The sequence below is a fragment of the Pseudoruminococcus massiliensis genome (assembly GCF_900291955.1).
Taxonomy (GTDB): domain Bacteria; phylum Bacillota; class Clostridia; order Oscillospirales; family Acutalibacteraceae; genus Pseudoruminococcus; species Pseudoruminococcus massiliensis.
The window spans coordinates 1-19,954 of record NZ_OLMR01000013.1 but is presented as its reverse complement, the minus strand read 5'-3'; the positions used below and the strand labels follow the sequence as shown (position 1 = coordinate 19,954).

Annotated in this window: 19 protein-coding genes, 1 pseudogene and 1 CRISPR repeat array; of the genes and pseudogenes, 15 read left to right on the top strand and 5 right to left on the bottom strand. The window is 35.8% G+C overall.

The window, feature by feature from the left end:
• The 7 genes from C9914_RS12080 to C9914_RS11080 all read left to right on the top strand — a co-directional run.
• Positions 1-336 (top strand): plasmid recombination protein (locus C9914_RS12080; protein WP_456238924.1); only part of this gene is annotated, 336 nt, incomplete at its 5' end.
• A 199-nt stretch (positions 337-535) separates the two neighbouring features.
• Positions 536-769 (top strand): hypothetical protein, encoded by a 234-nt coding sequence (locus tag C9914_RS12075; RefSeq protein ID WP_242972133.1) that lies wholly within the window; start codon positions 536-538, stop codon positions 767-769.
• 24 nt (positions 770-793) lie between these two features.
• On the top strand, positions 794-1,174 hold the full coding sequence (locus C9914_RS11100; RefSeq protein WP_106765434.1) for a TnpV protein: 381 nt from the start codon (positions 794-796) through the stop codon (positions 1,172-1,174).
• Between the two features lie 118 nt (positions 1,175-1,292).
• The gene (locus tag C9914_RS11095) at positions 1,293-1,505 is read left to right on the top strand and encodes a helix-turn-helix domain-containing protein (protein WP_106765432.1); all 213 of its coding nucleotides are present in this window, start codon (positions 1,293-1,295) and stop codon (positions 1,503-1,505) included.
• A gap of 352 nt (positions 1,506-1,857) precedes the next feature.
• Positions 1,858-2,418 carry a DNA-methyltransferase gene (locus C9914_RS11680; RefSeq protein WP_408003200.1) on the top strand — a complete coding sequence of 187 codons (561 nt, stop codon included), beginning with the start codon at positions 1,858-1,860 and terminating at the stop codon, positions 2,416-2,418.
• Positions 2,419-2,820: 402 nt separating this feature from the next.
• Positions 2,821-4,332: a CRISPR direct-repeat array (repeat unit 33 nt; unit sequence ATTTCAATCCACGCTCTCCGTGAGGAGAGCGAC).
• A gap of 182 nt (positions 4,333-4,514) precedes the next feature.
• The gene (locus tag C9914_RS11085; RefSeq protein WP_106765430.1) at positions 4,515-5,666 is read left to right on the top strand and encodes an AAA family ATPase; all 1,152 of its coding nucleotides are present in this window, start codon (positions 4,515-4,517) and stop codon (positions 5,664-5,666) included.
• Positions 5,667-5,936: 270 nt separating this feature from the next.
• Entirely contained in the window at positions 5,937-6,626 is a 690-nt protein-coding gene (locus C9914_RS11080; protein ID WP_181013454.1) for a plasmid recombination protein, read from the top strand.
• 86 nt (positions 6,627-6,712) lie between these two features.
• Here C9914_RS11080 and C9914_RS11075 read toward each other — a convergent pair.
• Positions 6,713-7,000: pseudogene (locus tag C9914_RS11075) on the bottom strand (helix-turn-helix domain-containing protein); the annotation flags it as partial.
• Between the two features lie 284 nt (positions 7,001-7,284).
• Between C9914_RS11075 and C9914_RS11070 the strand changes: the two are divergent.
• From C9914_RS11070 to C9914_RS11035, 8 genes are all read left to right on the top strand, one after another.
• Positions 7,285-7,482: a transcriptional regulator gene (locus tag C9914_RS11070; RefSeq protein ID WP_106765426.1), complete on the top strand. Its 198-nt coding sequence runs from the start codon at positions 7,285-7,287 to the stop codon at positions 7,480-7,482.
• Position 7,483: 1 nt separating this feature from the next.
• Complete coding sequence (locus C9914_RS11065; protein ID WP_106765425.1) at positions 7,484-8,563, top strand: site-specific integrase; 1,080 nt, start codon at positions 7,484-7,486, stop codon at positions 8,561-8,563.
• Between the two features lies 1 nt (position 8,564).
• Positions 8,565-8,891, top strand: a complete 327-nt coding sequence (locus C9914_RS11060; protein ID WP_106765423.1) for a plasmid mobilization protein — start codon at positions 8,565-8,567, stop codon at positions 8,889-8,891.
• Positions 8,888-10,039 (top strand): AAA family ATPase, encoded by a 1,152-nt coding sequence (locus C9914_RS11055; protein WP_106765422.1) that lies wholly within the window; start codon positions 8,888-8,890, stop codon positions 10,037-10,039. Before C9914_RS11060 ends, C9914_RS11055 begins: the two co-directional genes overlap by 4 nt.
• A gap of 247 nt (positions 10,040-10,286) precedes the next feature.
• Positions 10,287-11,447, top strand: coding sequence for a plasmid recombination protein (locus C9914_RS11050; RefSeq protein ID WP_181013453.1), 1,161 nt, complete (start codon positions 10,287-10,289; stop codon positions 11,445-11,447).
• Between the two features lie 24 nt (positions 11,448-11,471).
• Entirely contained in the window at positions 11,472-11,849 is a 378-nt protein-coding gene (locus C9914_RS11045) for a TnpV protein (RefSeq protein ID WP_106765420.1), read from the top strand.
• A 342-nt stretch (positions 11,850-12,191) separates the two neighbouring features.
• Positions 12,192-13,424: a DNA adenine methylase gene (locus C9914_RS11040; protein WP_106765418.1), complete on the top strand. Its 1,233-nt coding sequence runs from the start codon at positions 12,192-12,194 to the stop codon at positions 13,422-13,424.
• A 12-nt stretch (positions 13,425-13,436) separates the two neighbouring features.
• Entirely contained in the window at positions 13,437-15,020 is a 1,584-nt protein-coding gene (locus C9914_RS11035) for a DNA methyltransferase (protein WP_106765416.1), read from the top strand.
• A gap of 31 nt (positions 15,021-15,051) precedes the next feature.
• Here the strand turns inward: C9914_RS11035 and C9914_RS11030 are convergent, their stop codons facing one another.
• The 4 genes from C9914_RS11030 to C9914_RS11015 all read right to left on the bottom strand — a co-directional run.
• Positions 15,052-17,445 carry a restriction endonuclease gene (locus C9914_RS11030; protein ID WP_158707411.1) on the bottom strand — a complete coding sequence of 798 codons (2,394 nt, stop codon included), beginning with the start codon at positions 17,443-17,445 and terminating at the stop codon, positions 15,052-15,054.
• On the bottom strand, positions 17,420-17,908 hold the full coding sequence (locus tag C9914_RS11025) for a helix-turn-helix domain-containing protein (RefSeq protein ID WP_106765413.1): 489 nt from the start codon (positions 17,906-17,908) through the stop codon (positions 17,420-17,422). Before C9914_RS11025 ends, C9914_RS11030 begins: the two co-directional genes overlap by 26 nt.
• Positions 17,909-18,774: 866 nt before the next feature.
• Positions 18,775-19,617, bottom strand: coding sequence for a GIY-YIG nuclease family protein (locus C9914_RS11020; protein WP_106765411.1), 843 nt, complete (start codon positions 19,615-19,617; stop codon positions 18,775-18,777).
• Positions 19,614-19,954 (bottom strand): transcriptional regulator (locus C9914_RS11015; protein ID WP_408003199.1); only part of this gene is annotated, 341 nt, incomplete at its 5' end. The genes C9914_RS11020 and C9914_RS11015, both read right to left, overlap by 4 nt.

Sequence of the window (19,954 nt, the reverse complement as noted above, 5' to 3'; positions counted from 1 at the left end):
TGGTACAGATTGACTATTGTTTGCTTATATTCCTGGGTGTATTTCGGATTTTTTGAAGACATTTTTTATTCCTCCTTTTTCTGTCTTCTATTTTATCATACTTGTCCACTTTTTTATTATATATCCAAAAATATGAGTGCTGAAAGTGAAAACGGACAGCTTGCACGGCAGATTTTAGATGAGTATTATCGTGGATTTCAAGAGCGAAATCCTAACCTAAAAGTGTTCTCTGCTCATCTGCATATGGACGAAGCAACACCCCATTTGCACATTGATTTTGTACCGTTTACCATCAGAAGCAAGCGTTGTCTTGATACAAGAGTCAGACTAAAATAAGCGCTTGCCGCATAAGGTTTCAAAGGCAGAACTCGTGGAGATACCGAGTGGAATCAATGGGTAAGCGCAGAAAAATCCGCACTTGCATTCGTTATGGAACGGCACGGAATTGAGTGGGAACACAAAGGAACACACGAAAAACACCTATCTGTTCTTGATTACAAAAAGCAGGAAAGAGCGGCAGAACTTGAAAAATTAGGTGCCGAAATCGAGAAAAAACAGACTGAATTTTACTAATGCAAATCTGTATCGTGAAAACGAAATGCAGACGAAAATCAATAGCAAACTAAAATCCAAAAACGAAACCCTGCGTTCAGAGGTCAAAGATTACAAGCTTTTGCGTAAAGTTTTCGGGCATAAACAGATTGATGAGTTGCTTGAACAGGCAAGAAATATTAAAGGTCGTAAGCGTGAAAATCCACGCTCAAGATAAATAAATTTTTGGAGGTAAAACAAAATGGCAAATACAATTTTTGAACAAACAGGTGGTACTTATACGCAGGCGGGCGACTATATGTTGCCTGATTTATTACCGGCGGAAGAAGAAAAGGAAGCGAATATCGGTATTTGGGCAATGCGGCACAAACGATATTTGAAGCAACACCATAAAGTGCTATATTATAATTTGCTGACAAGGGGTGAACTCAATTCATATCTTGCAGATATTGAACAGCAGGCGCAACAACTTTTTCTCCGGCTGGTAAAAGACTTAGCCGAAAAAGAAAATGTAAAAGAAAAATTCAAAGCCGATAATCAAATGCTTTGGGTACAGAAAATGAACAATATCCGTAATCAAGCAACAGAAATCATAAATGCTGAGTTAATTTATACCATATAAATACCACAGCGGCAGGGAGAAATCTCTGTCGCTAATTTTCTTTTATCGACAGCTGAATGATTGGCATTATAAATCAAATAGTTTATAGTAAATACGATAAGCCTTGAAAGGAGAATTTATGACTACATCAGAACAAATCCGTGTTTTGTGTGTAAGAACAGATGTAAGCTTATCTGAACTTGCACGTAGAATTAACCAGACAACACAAAATTTTAATGCAAAACTCAAAAGAAATACGATCACTCAAGATGAGCTTAACCAAATTGCGAAGGCTTTGAATGTTACATACGAACAGTACTTTGTTTTAAGTAATGGAGAACTTGTTAAATAGAAAGGATTTTGTTATGACTGAACATAAAATTATATTTGGCAATAGTCGTTCGCTCAATCAGATTAAAGATAAATCTGTACAGTTAATTATAACATCACCTCCGTACTGGTAATCAAAAAATTATGATACAAAAAATCAAATAAAATTTAACGACAGTTACTAAGAATATATCAACAATTTAAATTTAGTATGGAAAGAGTGCAATCGTATACTATGTGACGGATGCAGATTGTGTATTAATATCGGAGACCAATTTGCCCGCTCTGTGTATTATGGAAGATATAAGGTCATTCCTATTAGAACAGAGATAATTCGCTTTTGTAAAACTTTAGGTATGGATTATATGTGAGCTATTATTTGGCAAAAAACCACCATAATGAACACCTCTGGCGGAGGGGCAATTATGGGTAGTTATCCGTATCCTCGTAATGGAATATTAAAGATGGATTATAAATTCATTTTGATTTTCAAGAAGTTGGGTAATGCGCCAAAACCAACAAAACAGCAGAAAGAACAATCTATTATTATCAAAGAAGAGTGGAATCAATATTTTTCTTCGCATTGGAATTTTAACGGCGTTAAACAAATGGGACATATAGCTATGTTTCCCGAAGAACTACCTAAACGATTAATTAAAATGTTTTCTTTTGCGGGAGAAATTGTATTTGATCCGTTTGCCAGTAGTAGCACGACATCTCTTGCTGCAAAGAATCTTGGAAGAAACTCTATCGGTTATGAAATTAACAAAAATTTTGAACCCATCATTCGCGAGAAATTGGGAGTAGATCAGTTCAATTTAGACGATGACACAAATACATTTTTACAGAAGACGAAATTGGAAACATTTCATCTTTTAATTAGCTTCCTTATATTTTCAGTGATCCACATAGAATGGATAAGAAAGTTGATATGAAAAAACTTCAATTTGGTTCAAAGATTGATAAGACAAAAACAAAACGCAATGAACTCTTTAGCGTAAAGCAAGTAATTGCATCTGATAAAATCGAATTTAGCAATGGACTTGTAGTTCGTCTGTTAGGTATCAAGTCTAACCCACTATATCAAGGAAAAGCCATCAGGTTTTTACAGGAGAAATTTCGTAAACGAAAGATATTCTTGAGGTATGATACTGTAAAATATGATGCAGAAAATAATCTTATGTGCTATATGTATCTTGACAACAAAACCTTCATAAACAACCACTTTGTACGAACAGGATATGTAGATGTTGATACATCTTTTGATTATACATGTCAAAAGAAATTTCTTCACAGTCCTACCACAATTTTTAATTGTGAGTGTCACAAAAACATAAATTTCAATCCACGCTCTCCGTGAGGAGAGCGACTGCAATGCAACATTTTGTGGCTGTACATCTATTGAGATTTCAATCCACGCTCTCCGTGAGGAGAGCGACTTCTGCGAGTGTCTCCGTGTGCATAGTGCCGGTGAATTTCAATCCACGCTCTCCGTGAGGAGAGCGACATGGTGACTCTATTATGCTTTTATCATGCAACGATATTTCAATCCACGCTCTCCGTGAGGAGAGCGACTGAATGTAGGCGAAGTATATGCCGGTGCATATATAATTTCAATCCACGCTCTCCGTGAGGAGAGCGACACTCCACTTTCATAATTGCCTATGCTTCCCTTTATTTCAATCCATGCTCTCCGTGAGGAGAGCGACTGCAATAGCCTTTTATACAGGTATGCGTAAAGGTATTTCAATCCACGCTCTCCGTGAGGAGAGCGACCCTTAAGGAGCCTTTTCTTACAAAAGCTCTTCCTATTTCAATCCACGCTCTCCGTGAGGAGAGCGACAGGTGTATAGCCTGCTGATTTAACACGCTCAAGAATTTCAATCCACGCTCTCCGTGAGGAGAGCGACGGGCGGCTCATTGTTACTGAGCGTGTATTTGTATATTTCAATCCACGCTCTCCGTGAGGAGAGCGACGCTCCAGAAGTTCGGATAAGTCTTTCGCCCTTTAGATTTCAATCCACGCTCTCCGTGAGGAGAGCGACGATATGACATACAAACAATATAAAATTAAGGAGATTTCAATCCACGCTCTCCGTGAGGAGAGCGACGATATGACATACAAACAATATAAAATTAAGGAGATTTCAATCCACGCTCTCCGTGAGGAGAGCGACAGCAAGACTTTTGGCGGCAGAACGATTGTTTGTATTTCAATCCACGCTCTCCGTGAGGAGAGCGACTTTGTGATTTATGTAAAAACGCTACTATTGGATATATTTCAATCCACGCTCTCCGTGAGGAGAGCGACCATCTTAAATTTTGCTGAAATGTTGACTATTGCCATTTCAATCCACGCTCTCCGTGAGGAGAGCGACCGTGAAGCCGAACGCCAGCAAAAACATAATATTATTATTTCAATCCACGCTCTCCGTGAGGAGAGCGACTGGTAAAGCACTTATTAAAAAATAGTTATAAGTAAATTTCAATCCACGCTCTCCGTGAGGAGAGCGACAACATACGGAAATTGAACCATACCCGATTATAGATTTCAATCCACGCTCTCCGTGAGGAGAGCGACATTTTTGCAATAATATTTCGATTTTTTTGATATATTTCAATCCACGCTCTCCGTGAGGAGAGCGACACAAAATTTTTGAGTAGATACTCTCTGACATTTTATTTCAATCCACGCTCTCCGTGAGGAGAGCGACAAGATTGTATAATACATCTCGCAAGCAGTATTAATTTCAATCCACGCTCTCCGTGAGGAGAGCGACTTGTCACTTTGGCTTTTTGCAATCTTTTCTGCCTGAATTTCAATCCACGCTCTCCGTGAGGAGAGCGACCGTGATGGGCGGAGGCTTTAAAGTGGATATATAATAAAAAAGTGGACAAGTATGATAAAATAGAAGACAGAAAAAGGAGGAATAAAAAATGTCTTCAAAAAATCCGAAATACACCCAGGAATATAAGCAAACAATAGTCAATCTGTACCANATATTCTCGGCGGATTAAAGGAGGTTTTAGAATGACAGAAAAAGAAAAGACCGCTCCGATTGTATCTGTTGGCGCAGATACGGAGCAGTCAATCCTAAAACAAACTAATAACAGTATAACCGATTTTAACGGAGATGGCAAGAGCTTAGATGATTATCTTGAGGAAATGCAAAAAGAATTTTTGCAACAGCTCGATCCATCACATTTGAAAACGATTTCTATGCGTGAGTTATATAACACGGTGTATCAAAGCAAACCGCCATTGATTGACGGCTTGCTTTACCCCGGAACATATATTTTCGCAGGAGCTCCGAAACTTGGCAAAAGTTTTCTTATGGCACAGCTTGCTTACCATATCAGCACAGGCACACCGCTTTGGAATTTTGATGTAAAAAAAGGAACTGTCCTATACCTTGCTCTCGAAGACGACTACCACAGATTGCAGGAAAGATTGTACCGAATGTTCGGAACGAAAAGTGCGGATAATTTGTACTTTTCTGTTTCGGCAGGTCAACTTGGAAATGGACTTGACGAACAGCTTACAAGATTTATGACCGAACACATCGATACAAAATTGATTATCATAGACACACTTCAAAAGGTGCGTGAAATGGGCGGGGACAATTACAGCTACGCAAATGATTATGAGATTATCACGAGACTTAAAAAGTTTGCAGACAGTTACGGAATATGTTTGCTACTTGTTCACCATACACGCAAGCAAAACTCCGATGATAAGTTTGATATGATTTCGGGTACAAACGGATTGCTTGGAGCCGCCGACGGTGGCTTTATTTTACGGAAAGAAAAGCGTACAAGTAATTCGGCAACACTTGAAGTTTCAGGCAGAGATCAGCCCGACCAAAAGATTTATCTTAATCGCAATCCCGAAACTCTTGTGTGGGAACTTGAAAAAATCGAAACGGAACTTTGGAAGTTGCCGCCCGAACCATTGCTTGAAAATATCGCCGGCAAAATTACAAATGAAAATCCCGAATGGTATGGCAGTCCAACGGAGCTTGTTGAATTTCTCGGCGTTGATATGAAAGCAAATGCATTGACTATGAAGTTAAATATCAATGCTGGGCGTTTGTTTAATGAATATGGGATAAGTTATCAAAACAAACGCTGTCACGATGGGCGTAAAGTCAGTTTGACTTATGAACAGCGTGACGATGTGTGACGGTTGTGTCGCTGTTTTAGGCGGTGGCAAAATCACCGTCACTATCGACGCAGACCGACACAGCAAAAGTTTAGCAGAGTGTGCAGAGAGTGCCTTTTCAAAGGCGGCTCTTTGCCCCTCGGAGAGCGCAAAACCTGCTTGCAGGTTGCATTTTTGATGGGCTTGCCTGTCAAAAGTGCTTTTGCGTTACTCTTGACAAGAGTAACAGAACCTGAGTTAGAGATAAACTAATGAGATAACCATATTATTATACAGATTTGAGGTAGATAAATGAAGAGAACGATCAGCGCAATGGTGGGTAAAGGTTCCGTCACGCACAACAGCCGCATTTTCACAACGGAGAACGTGGACAGCGAGCGTACCCATTTGAATATAGATTACTGCAACGAGCCAATCAGGAAAGTGTATCACGAAATGTTTGATGAAGCTCTAAAACAGTACAACGATAAGCAGAAACGCAAGGACAGAAAAATTCCCGATTACTATAAGCACATAGAATCAGGAAAGCAGGAAAAGCTGTTCCACGAGATCATTTTCCAAATCGGCAACAAGGATGATATGTCGGCGACAGGCGAACACGCCGAGCTTGCGAGGGCAATCCTCGACGAATACTATCAGGGCTTCCAAGAGCGCAATCCTTACCTGCGAGTGTTCTCGGCGCACCTTCATATGGACGAAGCAACGCCGCATATCCATATCGACTTTGTACCGTTCACAACTGGGAGCAAGCGAGGTTTGGAAACACGAGTTTCGCTAAAACAGGCAATGCTCAATATGGGATTCAAAGGCGAGGGGAAGAGCGACAACGAGCTGAATCGCTGGATACTTTCCGAAAAGAAAATCCTCGCTCAGATTATGGAGCGGCACGGCATCGAGTGGGAGCAGAAGGGCACTCACGAGCAGCACCTGTCCGTCCTTGATTACAAAAAGTGGACCATAGTCAATAAAGTAGACAAGTAAAAGAGCAAATTTCACAAAAAATTTATTTCTGCCTGATCAGGAGAGAGGCCGTTATTGTGAGAATGAGGTCTGAAAGAATTGTAGAAACCGTTGATATANTCAATACGAAAACCGTATAAATCCTCAAGAGTAAACAGAGTGTGCATTAATCCGTTGTAGCTGTCAATGTCGGGCACAGTTAAGGCACTTGTCGATATGCCAAACACATTTGCAAGATTGTTTGTTAAATCAGCCTTAGGCGTTCTGCTGCCGGATTCATACTGTGCCATACGGATGTCAGCGGTTTTCTCCGGAAAGCCCACCTGCATACCGAGATATTTTTGAGTCATACCTTTTAAATTTCTAAAAAATCTTATTCTTTCGCCGATAGCCATAATATAGCCCCTCTCATTTTAATGTTAAATATCATAGCATAACAAGTTAAGCAATGTCAAGTATCATAAAACAAAAAAGCTTAATATTTTTGCGAAAACCACTTGACATAACGGAATATGTTTAGTATAATCATTAAGCGAATAGCGTTAAGTCTATTTGCAAACAACTGAATAGTCGTCATACATCACGGTAATGGTGTATCCGCTCGGGCAAATCGGAATGCGGTCAGAAAGTTCTCCGACACTAAATAATTATGAAAATTAATAATGAAAGGATGATGTTAATGTCAAACAAAATGTTTATGCGTGTTGAAGATGTGGCAGAAGAAATGGGCGTTTCAGTTTCTTACGCATATAAACTCATACGCAAACTAAACAAAGAATTGCAGTCAACCGGGTGTATTACAATTCCCGGCAGAATTGACCGTAAATTCTTTCACGAAAAATTTTACTCAACTAAAACGACTGAAAGGAGCGATTAAAATGGGAGCATTTAAAAATGAAAAAAACGGAACTTGGTATGTGCAGTTCCGTTACACAGACTGGCAAGGCTTGCGACAGCAAAAATTAAAGCGTGGCTTTGCCACCAAACGAGAGGCACAGGAGTGGGAACGAGCATTTCTGACAGAAAAGAAAGCCGATGTCACTATGCCATTTAAGACTTTTACGGAACTATACGAAAAAGATGTTCGACCGAAGTTAAAGGAAAACACTTGGCTTACCAAAGAACATATTATTAAAACTAAAATATTGCCGTATTTTGAGTATAAGCGATTATGTGATATATCGGCAAAAGATGTAATCGCTTGGCAAAATGAAATTAGAAAAATGACTAATTCAAGCGGAGAGCCGCTTTCTCAAGGGTATTTAAAGACGATTCACAATCAATTGAGCGCATTGTTCAATCACGCAATCAAGATTTACGGTTTAAGATTAAATCCTGCCTCAACCGTGGGCAATATGGGCAAAGAGGAACACAAAGAAATGAATTATTGGACTGTGGAGGAGTACAGTAAGTTTTCTGATGAAATGATGGACAAGCCTCTTTCATATTATGCGTTTCAAATGCTTTATTGGACAGGTATCCGTGTAGGCGAGTTGCTTGCTTTAACCGCTGGTGATTTTGATTTTAAGAGCGGCACAGTTACAATCAATAAATCATACCAAAGACTTCACCGAGAAGATGTTGTTACTCCACCGAAAACTGAGAAAAGCAATCGAACAATAAAAATGCCGCAGTTTTTATGTGATGAAATGCAAGAATACTTGAAAATGTTTTATTCACCGAATAACAGTGACAGGATATTTCCTATTTCAAAAAGCTATCTTCATCACGAAATGGACAGAGGTTCAAAAGCCGCAGGGGTAAAGCGTATTCGTATTCACGATTTAAGACATTCGCATGTTTCGCTTTTAATAAATCAAGGCTATCAAGCCGCCGCTATTGCGGATAGAGTCGGTCACGAAACCGTAGAAATTACCGACAGATATACACATATATATCCGTCAAAACAAAATGAAATGGCAAATACGCTTGATGAATTATGGAAGGAGAAAAAATAATATGTCACTTAAAAACAAAGATGAACACAACCGTTGGAGAAATAAAACTGTGGCTTTTAGAGTTTCACCGGAGGAATGGAAACAGATTGAACGCTTCGTTCAGCTTTCGGGTTTAACAAAACAAGACTATATCACAAGACGACTTATAAACAAAGAAGTTGTCGTTCAAGGCAATCCGAGAGTATACAAGGCTTTGCGTAATAATCTTGCAGATGTACTTACGGAATTACAGAGGATTGAAAACGGCGGTGAAGTCAATGACGAATTGCTTGATTTAATCGAAATGATTGCCGATATTCTCGGCGGATTAAAGGAGGTTTTAGAATGACAGAAAAAGAAAAGACCGCTCCGATTGTATCTGTTGGCGCAGATACGGAGCAGTCAATCCTAAAACAAACTAATAACAGTATAACCGATTTTAACGGAGATGACAAGAGTTTAGATGATTATCTTGAAGAAATGCAAAAAGAATTTTTTCAACAGCTTGATCCATCATATTTGAAAACGATTTCCATGCGTGAGTTGTATAACACGGTGTATCAAAGCAAACCACCGCTGATTGACGGCTTGCTTTACCCCGGAACATATATTTTTGCAGGGGCACCGAAACTTGGCAAAAGTTTTCTTATGGCACAGCTTGCCTATCACATCAGCACAGGTACACCGCTTTGGAATTATGATGTACGAAAAGGAACGGTGCTGTACCTTGCTCTCGAAGATGATTACCACAGATTGCAAGAAAGATTGTACCGAATGTTCGGAACGGAAAGTGCGGATAATTTGTACTTCTCTGTTTCGGCGGGTCAACTTGGAAATGGGCTTGACGAACAGCTCACAAGATTTATGGCGGAACACCCTGATACAAAATTGATTATCATAGACACGCTTCAAAAGGTGCGTGAAGTGGGCGGCGACAATTACAGTTACGCAAACGATTATGAGATTATCACAAGGCTTAAAAAGTTTGCGGACAGTTACGGAATATGTTTGCTACTTGTTCATCATACACGCAAGCAAAACTCCGATGACAAATTTGATATGATTTCGGGAACTAACGGATTGCTTGGTGCCGCTGACGGTGGTTTTATTTTACGGAAAGAAAAGCGCACAAGTAATTCGGCAACACTTGAAGTTTCAGGCAGAGATCAGCCCGACCAAAAGATTTATCTTAATCGCAATCCCGAAACTCTTGTGTGGGAACTTGAAAAAATCGAAACGGAACTTTGGAAGTTGCCGCCCGAACCATTGCTTGAAAATATCGCCGGCAAAATTACAAATGAAAATCCCGAATGGTATGGCAGTCCGACGGAGCTTGTTGAATTTCTCGGCGTTGATATGAAAGCAAATGCATTGACTATGAAGTTGAATATTAACGCAGGGCGTTTGTTTAATGAATATGGGATAAGTTATCAAAACAAACGCTGTCACGATGGGCGTAAAGTTAGTTTGACTTATGAACAGCGTGACGATGTGTGACGGTTGTGTCGCTGTTTTAGGCGGTGGTAAAATCATCGTCACTATCGACGCAGACCGACACGGATAAAGTTTAGACGGGGTGCAGGGTGTCCTTTTCAAAGGACAGCCCCTGCCCCTCAGAGAGCGCAAAACCTGCTTGCAGGTTGCATTTTTGATGGGCTTGCCTGTCAAAAGTGCTTTTGCGTTACTCTTGACAAGAGTAACAGAACCGAGGACGAGCAAGTTTATAAGATTGGAGGTATAACTTATGCAAAGAACGATAAGCGCAATGGTCGGTAAAGGCTCAGTAAACCACAACAGCCGCAAGTTCAAGGCTGAAAATGTTGACGGTATCAGAACGCATTTGAACATTGATTACTGTAACGAGCCGATAAAGAAAATTTACCACGAACTATTTGATGAAGCACTTAAAAGATACAACGAAAAGCAGACAAGAGCCGACCGAAAGATAGAAAATTACTATGAGAAAATCAGAAATTCAAAGCAGGAAAAACCGTTTCACGAACTGATTTTGCAGATTGGCGATAAGGAAAATATGAGTGCCGAAAGCGAAAACGGACAGCTTGCAAGACAGATTTTAGATGAGTATTACCGTGGCTTTCAAGAAAGAAACCCTAACCTGAAAGTGTTCTCTGCTCATCTGCATATGGACGAAGCAACGCCACATTTGCACATTGATTTTGTTCCGTACACAATCGGCAGCAAGCGTGGACTTGATACAAGAGTATCACTAAAACAAGCGTTAGCTGCACAAGGTTTCAAAGGCGGAACTCGTGGAGATACCGAGTGGAATCAATGGGTGAGCTCAGAAAAATCTGCACTTGCATTTGTAATGGAACGCTACGGAATTGAGTGGGAACACAAAGGAACGCACGAAAAACATTTGTCTGTTCTTGATTATAAAAAGCAAGAACGAATGGCAGAACTTGAACAATTAGGTGCTGAAATCGAGGAAAAACAAGCAGAATTTAATGTGTTATCCGAGCGAGTGCTAAACTATGATGATGGTTTGGAAAACTTAAGGAATGTGGAAGAAATGCTCGATAATACACCCGAATATCAACTCTCCGAGCCACAAGGTTTTATGTCTGCAAAAGCGTATAAAACCAAAATAGCAGAGCCGCTTATTCAAAGATTAAAAGCGTTAGTCAAGACGGCATTGGCTCGTTGCTTTGAGGGTTGGGACAGTTATCATAGGTTAAACATCACAAACGGCAACCTCTATCGAGAGAACGAAATGTTATCGAAAATCAACAGCAAACTAAAAAGCGAAAACGAAAATCTGCGGTCGGAAGTCAAAGATTACAAGCTTTTGCGTAAGGTTTTCGGGCACAAACAAATTGATAATCTGCTTGAACAGGCAAGAAATATCAAAGGTCATAAGCGTGAAAATCCACGCTCAAGATAAATAAATTTTTGGAGGTAAAACAAAATGGCAAATACAATTTTTGAACAAACAGGCGGTACCTATACGCAGGTGGGCGACTATATGTTGCCCGATTTATTACCGGCGGAAGAAAAGGAAGCGAATATCGGTATTTGGGGAATGCGACACAAACGATATTTGAAGCAACATCACAAGGTGCTTTATTACAATTTGCTGACAAGCGGTAAGCTCAATTCATATCTTGCAGATATTGAACAGCAGGCTCAAGACCTTTTTCCCTGGCTGGTAAAAGACCTTGCCGAAAAAGAAAATGTTACCGAGGAGCTCAAATCAACCGATATGATGTTGTGGGTGCAAAAGATGAATAATATCCGCAATAGAGCAACAGAAATTGTAAATGCAGAATTGATTTATAAAGTTTAGAATAATATGATTACGTTAAATTGATTAATCACCTAACATATAATTTGAACGGTTATAATTATATTTACTTAATAGTTATTTTATAGGAAACGGCATTACAACCGTTTTATTATGCCGTTTTAGAATATATTAATCTATAAATACATAACCAATATGATACTCATAGACTAATTAGAAGTATTTTATAACTTGATTAAAAGGGGCAGCATTTTACAGTGTTGCTCCATTTTTTATTATTGCGATATGATACGATGCTAATAAAACACTATTATTTTTTCATTTGTGCTTGTTAATTTCAATTCAATATGATATACTTATTGAGGTTAGAAACGAGGTTTATGTATGGATATGTTTTCAGTTTTGAATTATCAAGGTAGTAAAAAGAACATATTAGAATTTATACATCAAAATACAAACAAATTCTTAAAAGATGATTCAACGATTTTGGATATTTTTTCTGGAACATCGAGCGTAGGTTACAGCTATAAGTCAAAATACAGGGTATACGCTAACGATTGTGAATTGTATGCTTATATAATTGCGAAGGCTTTACTATCTTCTTACTATATTGATTTTGGTAATATTCAAGATGAGTTTTTAGCTCATTATAACGAAAATTTGAAAAATCAAAGAAAAGTGTATTTGGAACTTGCAAATGAGGAAGCAAAGTGTTTACTATTAAATAATGCAGATGGATTAATTGAACTTTATAAATTGATTCCCACTGTGTGGACAAAAAAAGTGCTAATTGAAACTCCGCATTGTTGTTATGAATTGTTTACTACATATTATTCAACTAGTTATTTCGGTTTAACTCAGTCAATGCAAATAGACTCAATTAGATATGCTATTGATAGATATTCAAACGATCCGATATATTACGCTATGCTGACTTCACTGTATTTTGCTATGAAAGAATGTGTATTTTCAAAAGATGGTCATATGGCGCAACCCCTCAATAAAGAAAAAAATAAAACTCGGCTGTTAAGTCAAAGAAAAAAAACAATAATTGATATTTTTATTACCAAACTCAAAGAATTTTCGTCGGGTAGCTTTGTTAATTCGCCGTGTAAAAATAAAGCGTTTAATTGTAATTTTTCTGAATTGTTAAACTTAAAAGATATTCAGGATAATGTTTCCTTAATATATGCTGATCCTCCTTACACAGATATGCAGTACTCAAGATATTATCATTTGTTAAATACTGTAACTAGATATGATTATCCTTCATTGACAGTTAAGGGTGGTACTTATACTAAAGGATTATATACTGACAATAGGTATCAGTCTAAACTTAGCACAAAAAAAGACTGTTTGATGACATTTTCGAAATTAATAGATTTTTCAAAAGCTTATAAAAAAGATTTGGTAGTTAGCTTTGCATATCCTATTGATATTGAAAGGCAAAAAACTGATCGCTATGTAATGGAAATAGATGATTTAATTAGCAAATGTTCAAGTGCTTTTGGATTTAACAAAACAGAAGTTGTAACTCAAAAGTATGTTCATTCAAACAATAGAAACAGTACGCAAAAAAAGGTAAATGAATATTTGATTCTTTGCAGTGGTAAATAATTGGAGAGTATTATGCCGATAAATATAGAAGAAGTAAAAAATAAAATACATAACACTGTTGCTACAAACAAAAATGATTTGTACAACTCTAATATTTATTGGTCTCAAAAGCCATACAATATCTGTGATATTCTAATTGAATCATTTAGCCAAGAGGGAGATATTGTTTATGATCCATTTTTAGGTTCGGGCGTTACATTGTTAGAAGCAATTAATTCTAAATATAACCGTATTGGAATAGGATGTGAAATAAACTCAGCTCCTGTGTTTTTAGTGGAAACATTACTTAAGGAGTATGATGTATCAAAGTTTGAAAATATTTCAAAAAAATTTTTAAAGAAAATAAAAGAATTATTGCCGTTTTACGAAACAGAATGTTCCGAATGTGGCTCAAAAGGAATAATAACATCTGTGATTTTTGATAAGAAGAGCAGAGAGTCTGATATTGAAATAAAAACAATAAATTATCGTTGCACTTGTTCATCTAAACTTCATAAAAATTGCAGCGAAGAAGACATTTTAAAAATTAATGTTGACCATAAACTAAAAAATATAAGTGATGATATATTAATTGCAAACAGTAAACTTGCTGTATATGATAATCAGCCAATTAGTCAAATTTTCACTAAGAGAAATTTTGCTGTTTTAGATGAAATAGTCGGAATAATAGATGAACTTGAAGGCTATAATGAAGTATTCAAATATATTTTAATGTCAGTTCTTCATTTGTGTAAGATCACAGATAAACATTCTAATTCTCAATGGCCTCTTTGGATACCAAAAACGGATTGTGTTGAGAAAAACATTGTTGATATTTTAGAAAAAAAGGTTAAAGCTTTTAAAAAAACTATTATTTATTTAAATAAAAATTATAGTTGTTCAAAAAATTATAAAATCTTTAATAAGGGAAGCCAAAATATTACAGAATCGGATATAAATGATGAATCTGTACAATTAATAATTACTGATCCACCGTATTTAGGACAAGTTGCATATTCAGAGTATATGCAGTTATATAAATCTTTTTTAAATTTAGATTTCAATATAGTAGATGAAATTGTTGTTTCATCTGCACCCTCAAGAAACAAAGATGAAGAAAATTATTTTTGTTTACTTGAGAATGTTTTTGAAATATGTTCTCATAAACTTAAAAATGGTGGTATGTTTTGTATGTATTTTCACGATTCTAATTTGGATGTATGGGATAAAATTATTGGTATATTATCTAAGTATCATTTGAAATATTTGACGCAAATACACATACCTAAATCAAATACATTAAAAAATATAATTAGTCCGAAGAAGTCATTGAACGGAGATTGTATCTTGTTTTTTGTAAAAGATAGGAATATTACTTTCGAGCAAAACGGAAAAGAAGATATGGATGAAATTGAAGATAATATTGTTAGACAGTCAAAGTTTTTAGTCAAACAGGCCGGAGCACTATCAACTCCTGAATTATATGACAATGGATTGATGGAAATATTAATTCAAAATGGTTGGTTAACAAAAATTTCGAAAAAACACAAATCGTTAGTCGAAATTTTTGAAAAGCATTTGAAGTGGGATTCGAAAATATCAAAATGGACGCTATAAAACAAAGCCCACCATTGCTGGTGGGCTTTGTTTATTCACATTTAAGTATGCTATTGTAGTATTGATCTGGAAAATATAGATTTAATTTATCCATTACTTGCTGACCATCCCAGGCGCCAATATCTTGTTCTCTAGAAATTATTAGTCCATCTCTTGTATATCCCGATGTGGTAACACAAATAGCAATATCGGCTCCACGTCTATCACGTTCTGCAACTAATCTTTGCATGGGCTCAGAACCAACATCAGCTACCCAACGTTTACATTGGAACAAATACAGTTCTTTCTTGCCAAATGAATTTTCTTTTTTTGCAAGTAGATCTACCCCCAGATCACCGGCGCCGCCCATTACAATTACATCATTATATCCATCAACTTCAAGCAGTAATTTTATCAACTCTTCGAATTGAGTTCCGCTCATTAATGATATATCAATCGCCTCATCATTTTGAACGATAACTTGTTTTTTTCTTTCATAAGATTTGCCATCGGTTGAACAGTACGTATTGATCAACCGTTCTATGCCTTGCTGATGTCTTGGATCGTCAATGAATTGATTGATCGTTTTCGGGTCGCCTGTACATAATGTGTTTGCAATTTCAAAATATAAATCATCAAGTACAAAACTTCCTTTTTCAGATAATAATTTATCAATGAAAATTGGTATATAATTGTAAAGCTTGGTAAATAAATCCGTTTTATCTTCAATATCTAAATATAATTTGTTACTGTCTATTCTAACTGCAGCGTTTTGTTTATCAATAACAAAATTATCTCGAATAGTTTGATTGATTATTTGTTTATCAGATTCTGAAATACAGTACTTTTCTTTTCTTAAGATAGTTTCTGCAATATATGATACTGCTTGTGTAATATTTATATCTGTGTTGCTCTTATTAATTTTGTCATATATCAGTTTAACACATTCAAATTCATAATTTTTGTTGTTGATATACCAGTATCTATTCAGTTCATCTAATTTTTCGAAAATAATAATCATTTCGTTTGATAAAGTATTTTTATAGGCAGATTGTTTTCTTAACGACGGATCATCTTTATCAATGCCGATTCTTGTTATATATTCAAATCCATTTTTTCGTGCAAGATTTATTATTTCCATTAAAGTTGAAAAGTACTTATTTTTGCCCAATTTTACAGTACATACAATCAGTCCATTAGTTTTTAACACTTTATTAAAGGTAGAAAACATAATATCAATATCTCGATAATAGCTTTCTATTTTTTGTTTATTCGTTCTAACGGGTGCGTTACTTAGAACTATTTCCTTGCTTAACATTTCATCTGTCAGGTCGTATTGTTCTTTGTTGTAGAAATGTTTAAGCCAAATTCTATAAAGTTGATTTCTTTCCAAATATGGGACTTGATCTGTATATGGAAAATCTGTATATATTAAATCAAATGTATTTGATGTATTATGACAGTAATCTTGATATGATGATAAAATTATTTGATACTTATCATTGTCATTTGGATTTTCTGAAAGAACATTCGAATATTCTTCTTTAAATTTAAGAAAGTTTTTAACTTTGCTCTCAAATAATTCCCATACATTCATATCTTGTGCTCCATATGGTACCACATGATATAGAATATCTGTACTTGAACCATACATTGCAACTCTTGACAGAGATAGAGAAGAAACTAAAGCATGTTCTAGAACATCCCTTTCTATGCATTTTTCTAATTTGTTTATACCATTTTGAATAATTAATAATGCTTTTTTGTTTCTATTAGTAAAAATTCTACCGTAATAATCAGCACCTGTTGAACTAGTAATGTTAATTCTGCTATTCTCAATATATTTATCGTTAGGAAATTCAGAGGTGTCCAACTTTTCGGTTTCTTCTAACTTTTTATAATCATTTTCATCAAATTGTTTCTGCTTTTTACCACATATGGGGCACTTTGAAATAAGTTTTATATTTCCATTTTCGTTTTCTCTATTGGATATTGGATTAAAATATTCATGAGTTTCTGGATCAAATAGGACTTTTGAAATATAATTCTTAACTCCACAACAAGAAGTTTCATATAATTCCATTACCTCATTTTTAACTGATGCTTCTAGAGTGTTAAGCATATCATTAAATTTTTTAGTATCTATTTTTGCTAGTAGTGAATACACTGCATAGTAAGTATAGTTATCTATTTCAGTAGAAACTATTTTTCTTCCAGCATTTACACTAGCTATATTAAACATAGCTGAACCCATAAAAGGATCATAAATTATGTCGTCCTTGTCAGTTAATTTTTTTATAGCAATTTCTGCAATTTCTGGAGACTTTCTTCCTTTAAAGTTGAATACTGTTTTTAGAATATATGGAATTTTATTTTCAATTCCATTTAGTGCGATTACTAAATTGTCAATTCGTTGTTTATTAACTTGCGAAATTGTTTTCTTCATACTCATCCTCCTTAATCAATTCGAAAGTTTTTATGTTTAATTGATTTGCAATATTGTCCAGAATTTTCAAATTTGGTGTACGATAATTTGAATTCCTTAGATATGATATTAACATATGATCAGTAATAATGTTGTTTAGCAAATTTAGTCGCTGAATTAAGTTGTAGCAAGCATTTTCAGTGAAAATAATTTTTATGTTTTTTACAAAACAGTTTCTGGCATCATTATCATATTTCCCGTAATTTTTAATCGGGCGTGGATTAATTAAATCACAGCTGTAGCACCCTAATCTATTTGCAATGGCATCTAAATTTGATAGCTTAGGAGATCTTGTTTTTAACATCCAACTCTTTAAAGTATCTGTTGATATACCAAGATACAAAGCTAATTTATCATAAGTTTTGTAGATTGTTAGCATTTCTTCTATATGTAAAACAAAAACACTCAAAGAATCATTTTGCAACTTAATCACCTCGAATAAATAATAACACAAATTCAGCTGTAAGAAATGTACTGTATGCAACTATTCGAACTATTTGTACTCTTTTTCTAACAACTTGCTAATACTACAAAAATATGATATATTTATATTAACCTGTTTCACTATAATTTTCTGCAAATTAATATCTAAATACAATGAAGAAATTCAATTGATAATATAAATGATCAATACCATTTTGTTGGGTCTTATAAATATAAGTAGTAAAAATCAATGTTGCATTTATATGTAACTTTATTTGTCGAACATCATTACGTTACTATTGATAGCGATAGCATCCAAGTGATAGCTATTTGATAGCAAAAGCAGAAATACCTCATAGAATTGAGATAATCTGTACTAAATTAAAGCATATCAAGTCAAAATTCCTAAACAAAAACAGTTAAAGTCTGTTTTACACTTAGGAGTGGGAATAATATCAAGTGTTTTTGGGCAACACCAATTTTTAACCATCGGTAAAATTTGATATTCTCGAATGACCTTGAAGGAGCAATCCTTTGAGGTCATTTTTTACGCCCAGAATCGAAGAAAACCTTGAAAAATCAAGAGATTTTGTCAATAAAATTCCAGTTTTATTGTAATTGAATGAGTGTAACTGGGAAAGTGATTTTTGCCCCTTTGGTTAAAATGAGCTTTGCCTCGGAACATCAAGAGTGGCGTAAACCCGCATAAACACTGGGCTTTAGGCTCTCGAATTTCCAACTTGATAGCAAAATGATAGCAAACCATAAAACGACTTTATTCTAAGTGTTCTATCGGTTTGCAGGTACAATTATCTTAATACTATAAAAGGCATTACTGACTTTTGCAGTCGGTAATGCCTTTTTTGTTTACTTTTTTGTTTCAAACGATTTTAGAGTTTTTCCTTCCTTTGTCTTCCACTGTTGAGGACCACTGATACTATATCCTGCCGCAAATGCAGCTGCAGATGAAGAACTTGAAAAAAGTTTATCCTCTTGTAAAATATTGTCTTTAATTTCACCGTCATTTCGGCTTTGTTCAACTTTCTTTTTTATACCGTTATTAAGTGATTCTGCAGATGTTATATGTATACAAGATCCCTTTTGTAAAACATATCCGTCTGATGTTGCAATCATAGAAGCTTTTCCGTTACCTGCAGAAATGTAAAAAATCGGATTATTCTCTTTTTCGTTTATTTGTTTTTCAGAATAACTTTCAAATGTTTTATGACCAAGTGCATTTACCAGTATTTTTGCGTTGTATATAAATTCCTCAAGTTCGGCAACCTCAGCCTCAGAAACGGTTGATTTGGTAGGTATATTGTTGTTGTCTATGGAATAGCGACCGCACATTTTAGCAATGGTGTAAAATCGATTTTCTAAGTATTTTATGTGAGCTTTGTTGAGGTTAGAATCCTTACTAATAAAAGCGACTGCTTCGTTCCAATTGTCCTTTCTGTCCAAGTGTTGCTTCAATCTTGCAATTATATTTTCTGCTTCTCCTATATAAACAAGCGGTTTGTCGTTTTCATCATCACGGCCGAAAAGAAAATATATACCGGGCGAAGATAGCTCATCTCTATTTTCGCTCTCCTTTATCATATTTCTGGGTATTTTATAGGCAATACCTGTCCAATTTGACAATTCACATATCCAACGACCATTTGGAGTTCCATCTAAAAGAAATAATTTGATTACTTTACCAAAGTTCATTTATTTTTGTCCTCCTTACGAGAATTGAAAGCTACGCTTTCGGGATAGTTATATCTCCATTTGTCATATTCTTCTTTTGTGATTTCGCCGTTTTTTAACTTCTCCGCCTGCTCCTGCCAAGCGGAAAACATATCAAACATTGTAAGATAGTTTGTTCCCATACCCTTATCAAGGCGTATACAAAGTTCGTCATCAAGTTTATCAATACGAAAACCGTATAAATCCTCAAGAGTAAACAGAGTGTGCATTAATCCGTTGTAGCTGTCAATGTCGGGCACAGTTAAGGCACTTGTCGATATGCCAAACACATTTGCAAGATTGTTTGTTAAATCAGCCT

What these genes read in the sequence shown, in the direction of transcription:
- C9914_RS11085 (WP_106765430.1), top strand. Translation starts at nt 4,515, where the DNA reads ATGACAGAAAAAGAAAAGACCGCTCCGATTGTATCTGTTGGCGCAGAT.
- C9914_RS11055 (WP_106765422.1), top strand. Translation starts at nt 8,888, where the DNA reads ATGACAGAAAAAGAAAAGACCGCTCCGATTGTATCTGTTGGCGCAGAT.
- C9914_RS11080 (WP_181013454.1), top strand. Translation starts at nt 5,937, where the DNA reads ATGAAGAGAACGATCAGCGCAATGGTGGGTAAAGGTTCCGTCACGCAC.
- C9914_RS11020 (WP_106765411.1), bottom strand. Translation starts at nt 19,617, where the DNA reads ATGAACTTTGGTAAAGTAATCAAATTATTTCTTTTAGATGGAACTCCA.
- C9914_RS11070 (WP_106765426.1), top strand. Translation starts at nt 7,285, where the DNA reads ATGTCAAACAAAATGTTTATGCGTGTTGAAGATGTGGCAGAAGAAATG.
- C9914_RS11100 (WP_106765434.1), top strand. Translation starts at nt 794, where the DNA reads ATGGCAAATACAATTTTTGAACAAACAGGTGGTACTTATACGCAGGCG.
- C9914_RS11095 (WP_106765432.1), top strand. Translation starts at nt 1,293, where the DNA reads ATGACTACATCAGAACAAATCCGTGTTTTGTGTGTAAGAACAGATGTA.
- C9914_RS11045 (WP_106765420.1), top strand. Translation starts at nt 11,472, where the DNA reads ATGGCAAATACAATTTTTGAACAAACAGGCGGTACCTATACGCAGGTG.
- C9914_RS11035 (WP_106765416.1), top strand. Translation starts at nt 13,437, where the DNA reads ATGCCGATAAATATAGAAGAAGTAAAAAATAAAATACATAACACTGTT.
- C9914_RS11030 (WP_158707411.1), bottom strand. Translation starts at nt 17,445, where the DNA reads ATGAAGAAAACAATTTCGCAAGTTAATAAACAACGAATTGACAATTTA.
- C9914_RS11060 (WP_106765423.1), top strand. Translation starts at nt 8,565, where the DNA reads ATGTCACTTAAAAACAAAGATGAACACAACCGTTGGAGAAATAAAACT.
- C9914_RS11065 (WP_106765425.1), top strand. Translation starts at nt 7,484, where the DNA reads ATGGGAGCATTTAAAAATGAAAAAAACGGAACTTGGTATGTGCAGTTC.
- C9914_RS11050 (WP_181013453.1), top strand. Translation starts at nt 10,287, where the DNA reads ATGCAAAGAACGATAAGCGCAATGGTCGGTAAAGGCTCAGTAAACCAC.
- C9914_RS11040 (WP_106765418.1), top strand. Translation starts at nt 12,192, where the DNA reads ATGGATATGTTTTCAGTTTTGAATTATCAAGGTAGTAAAAAGAACATA.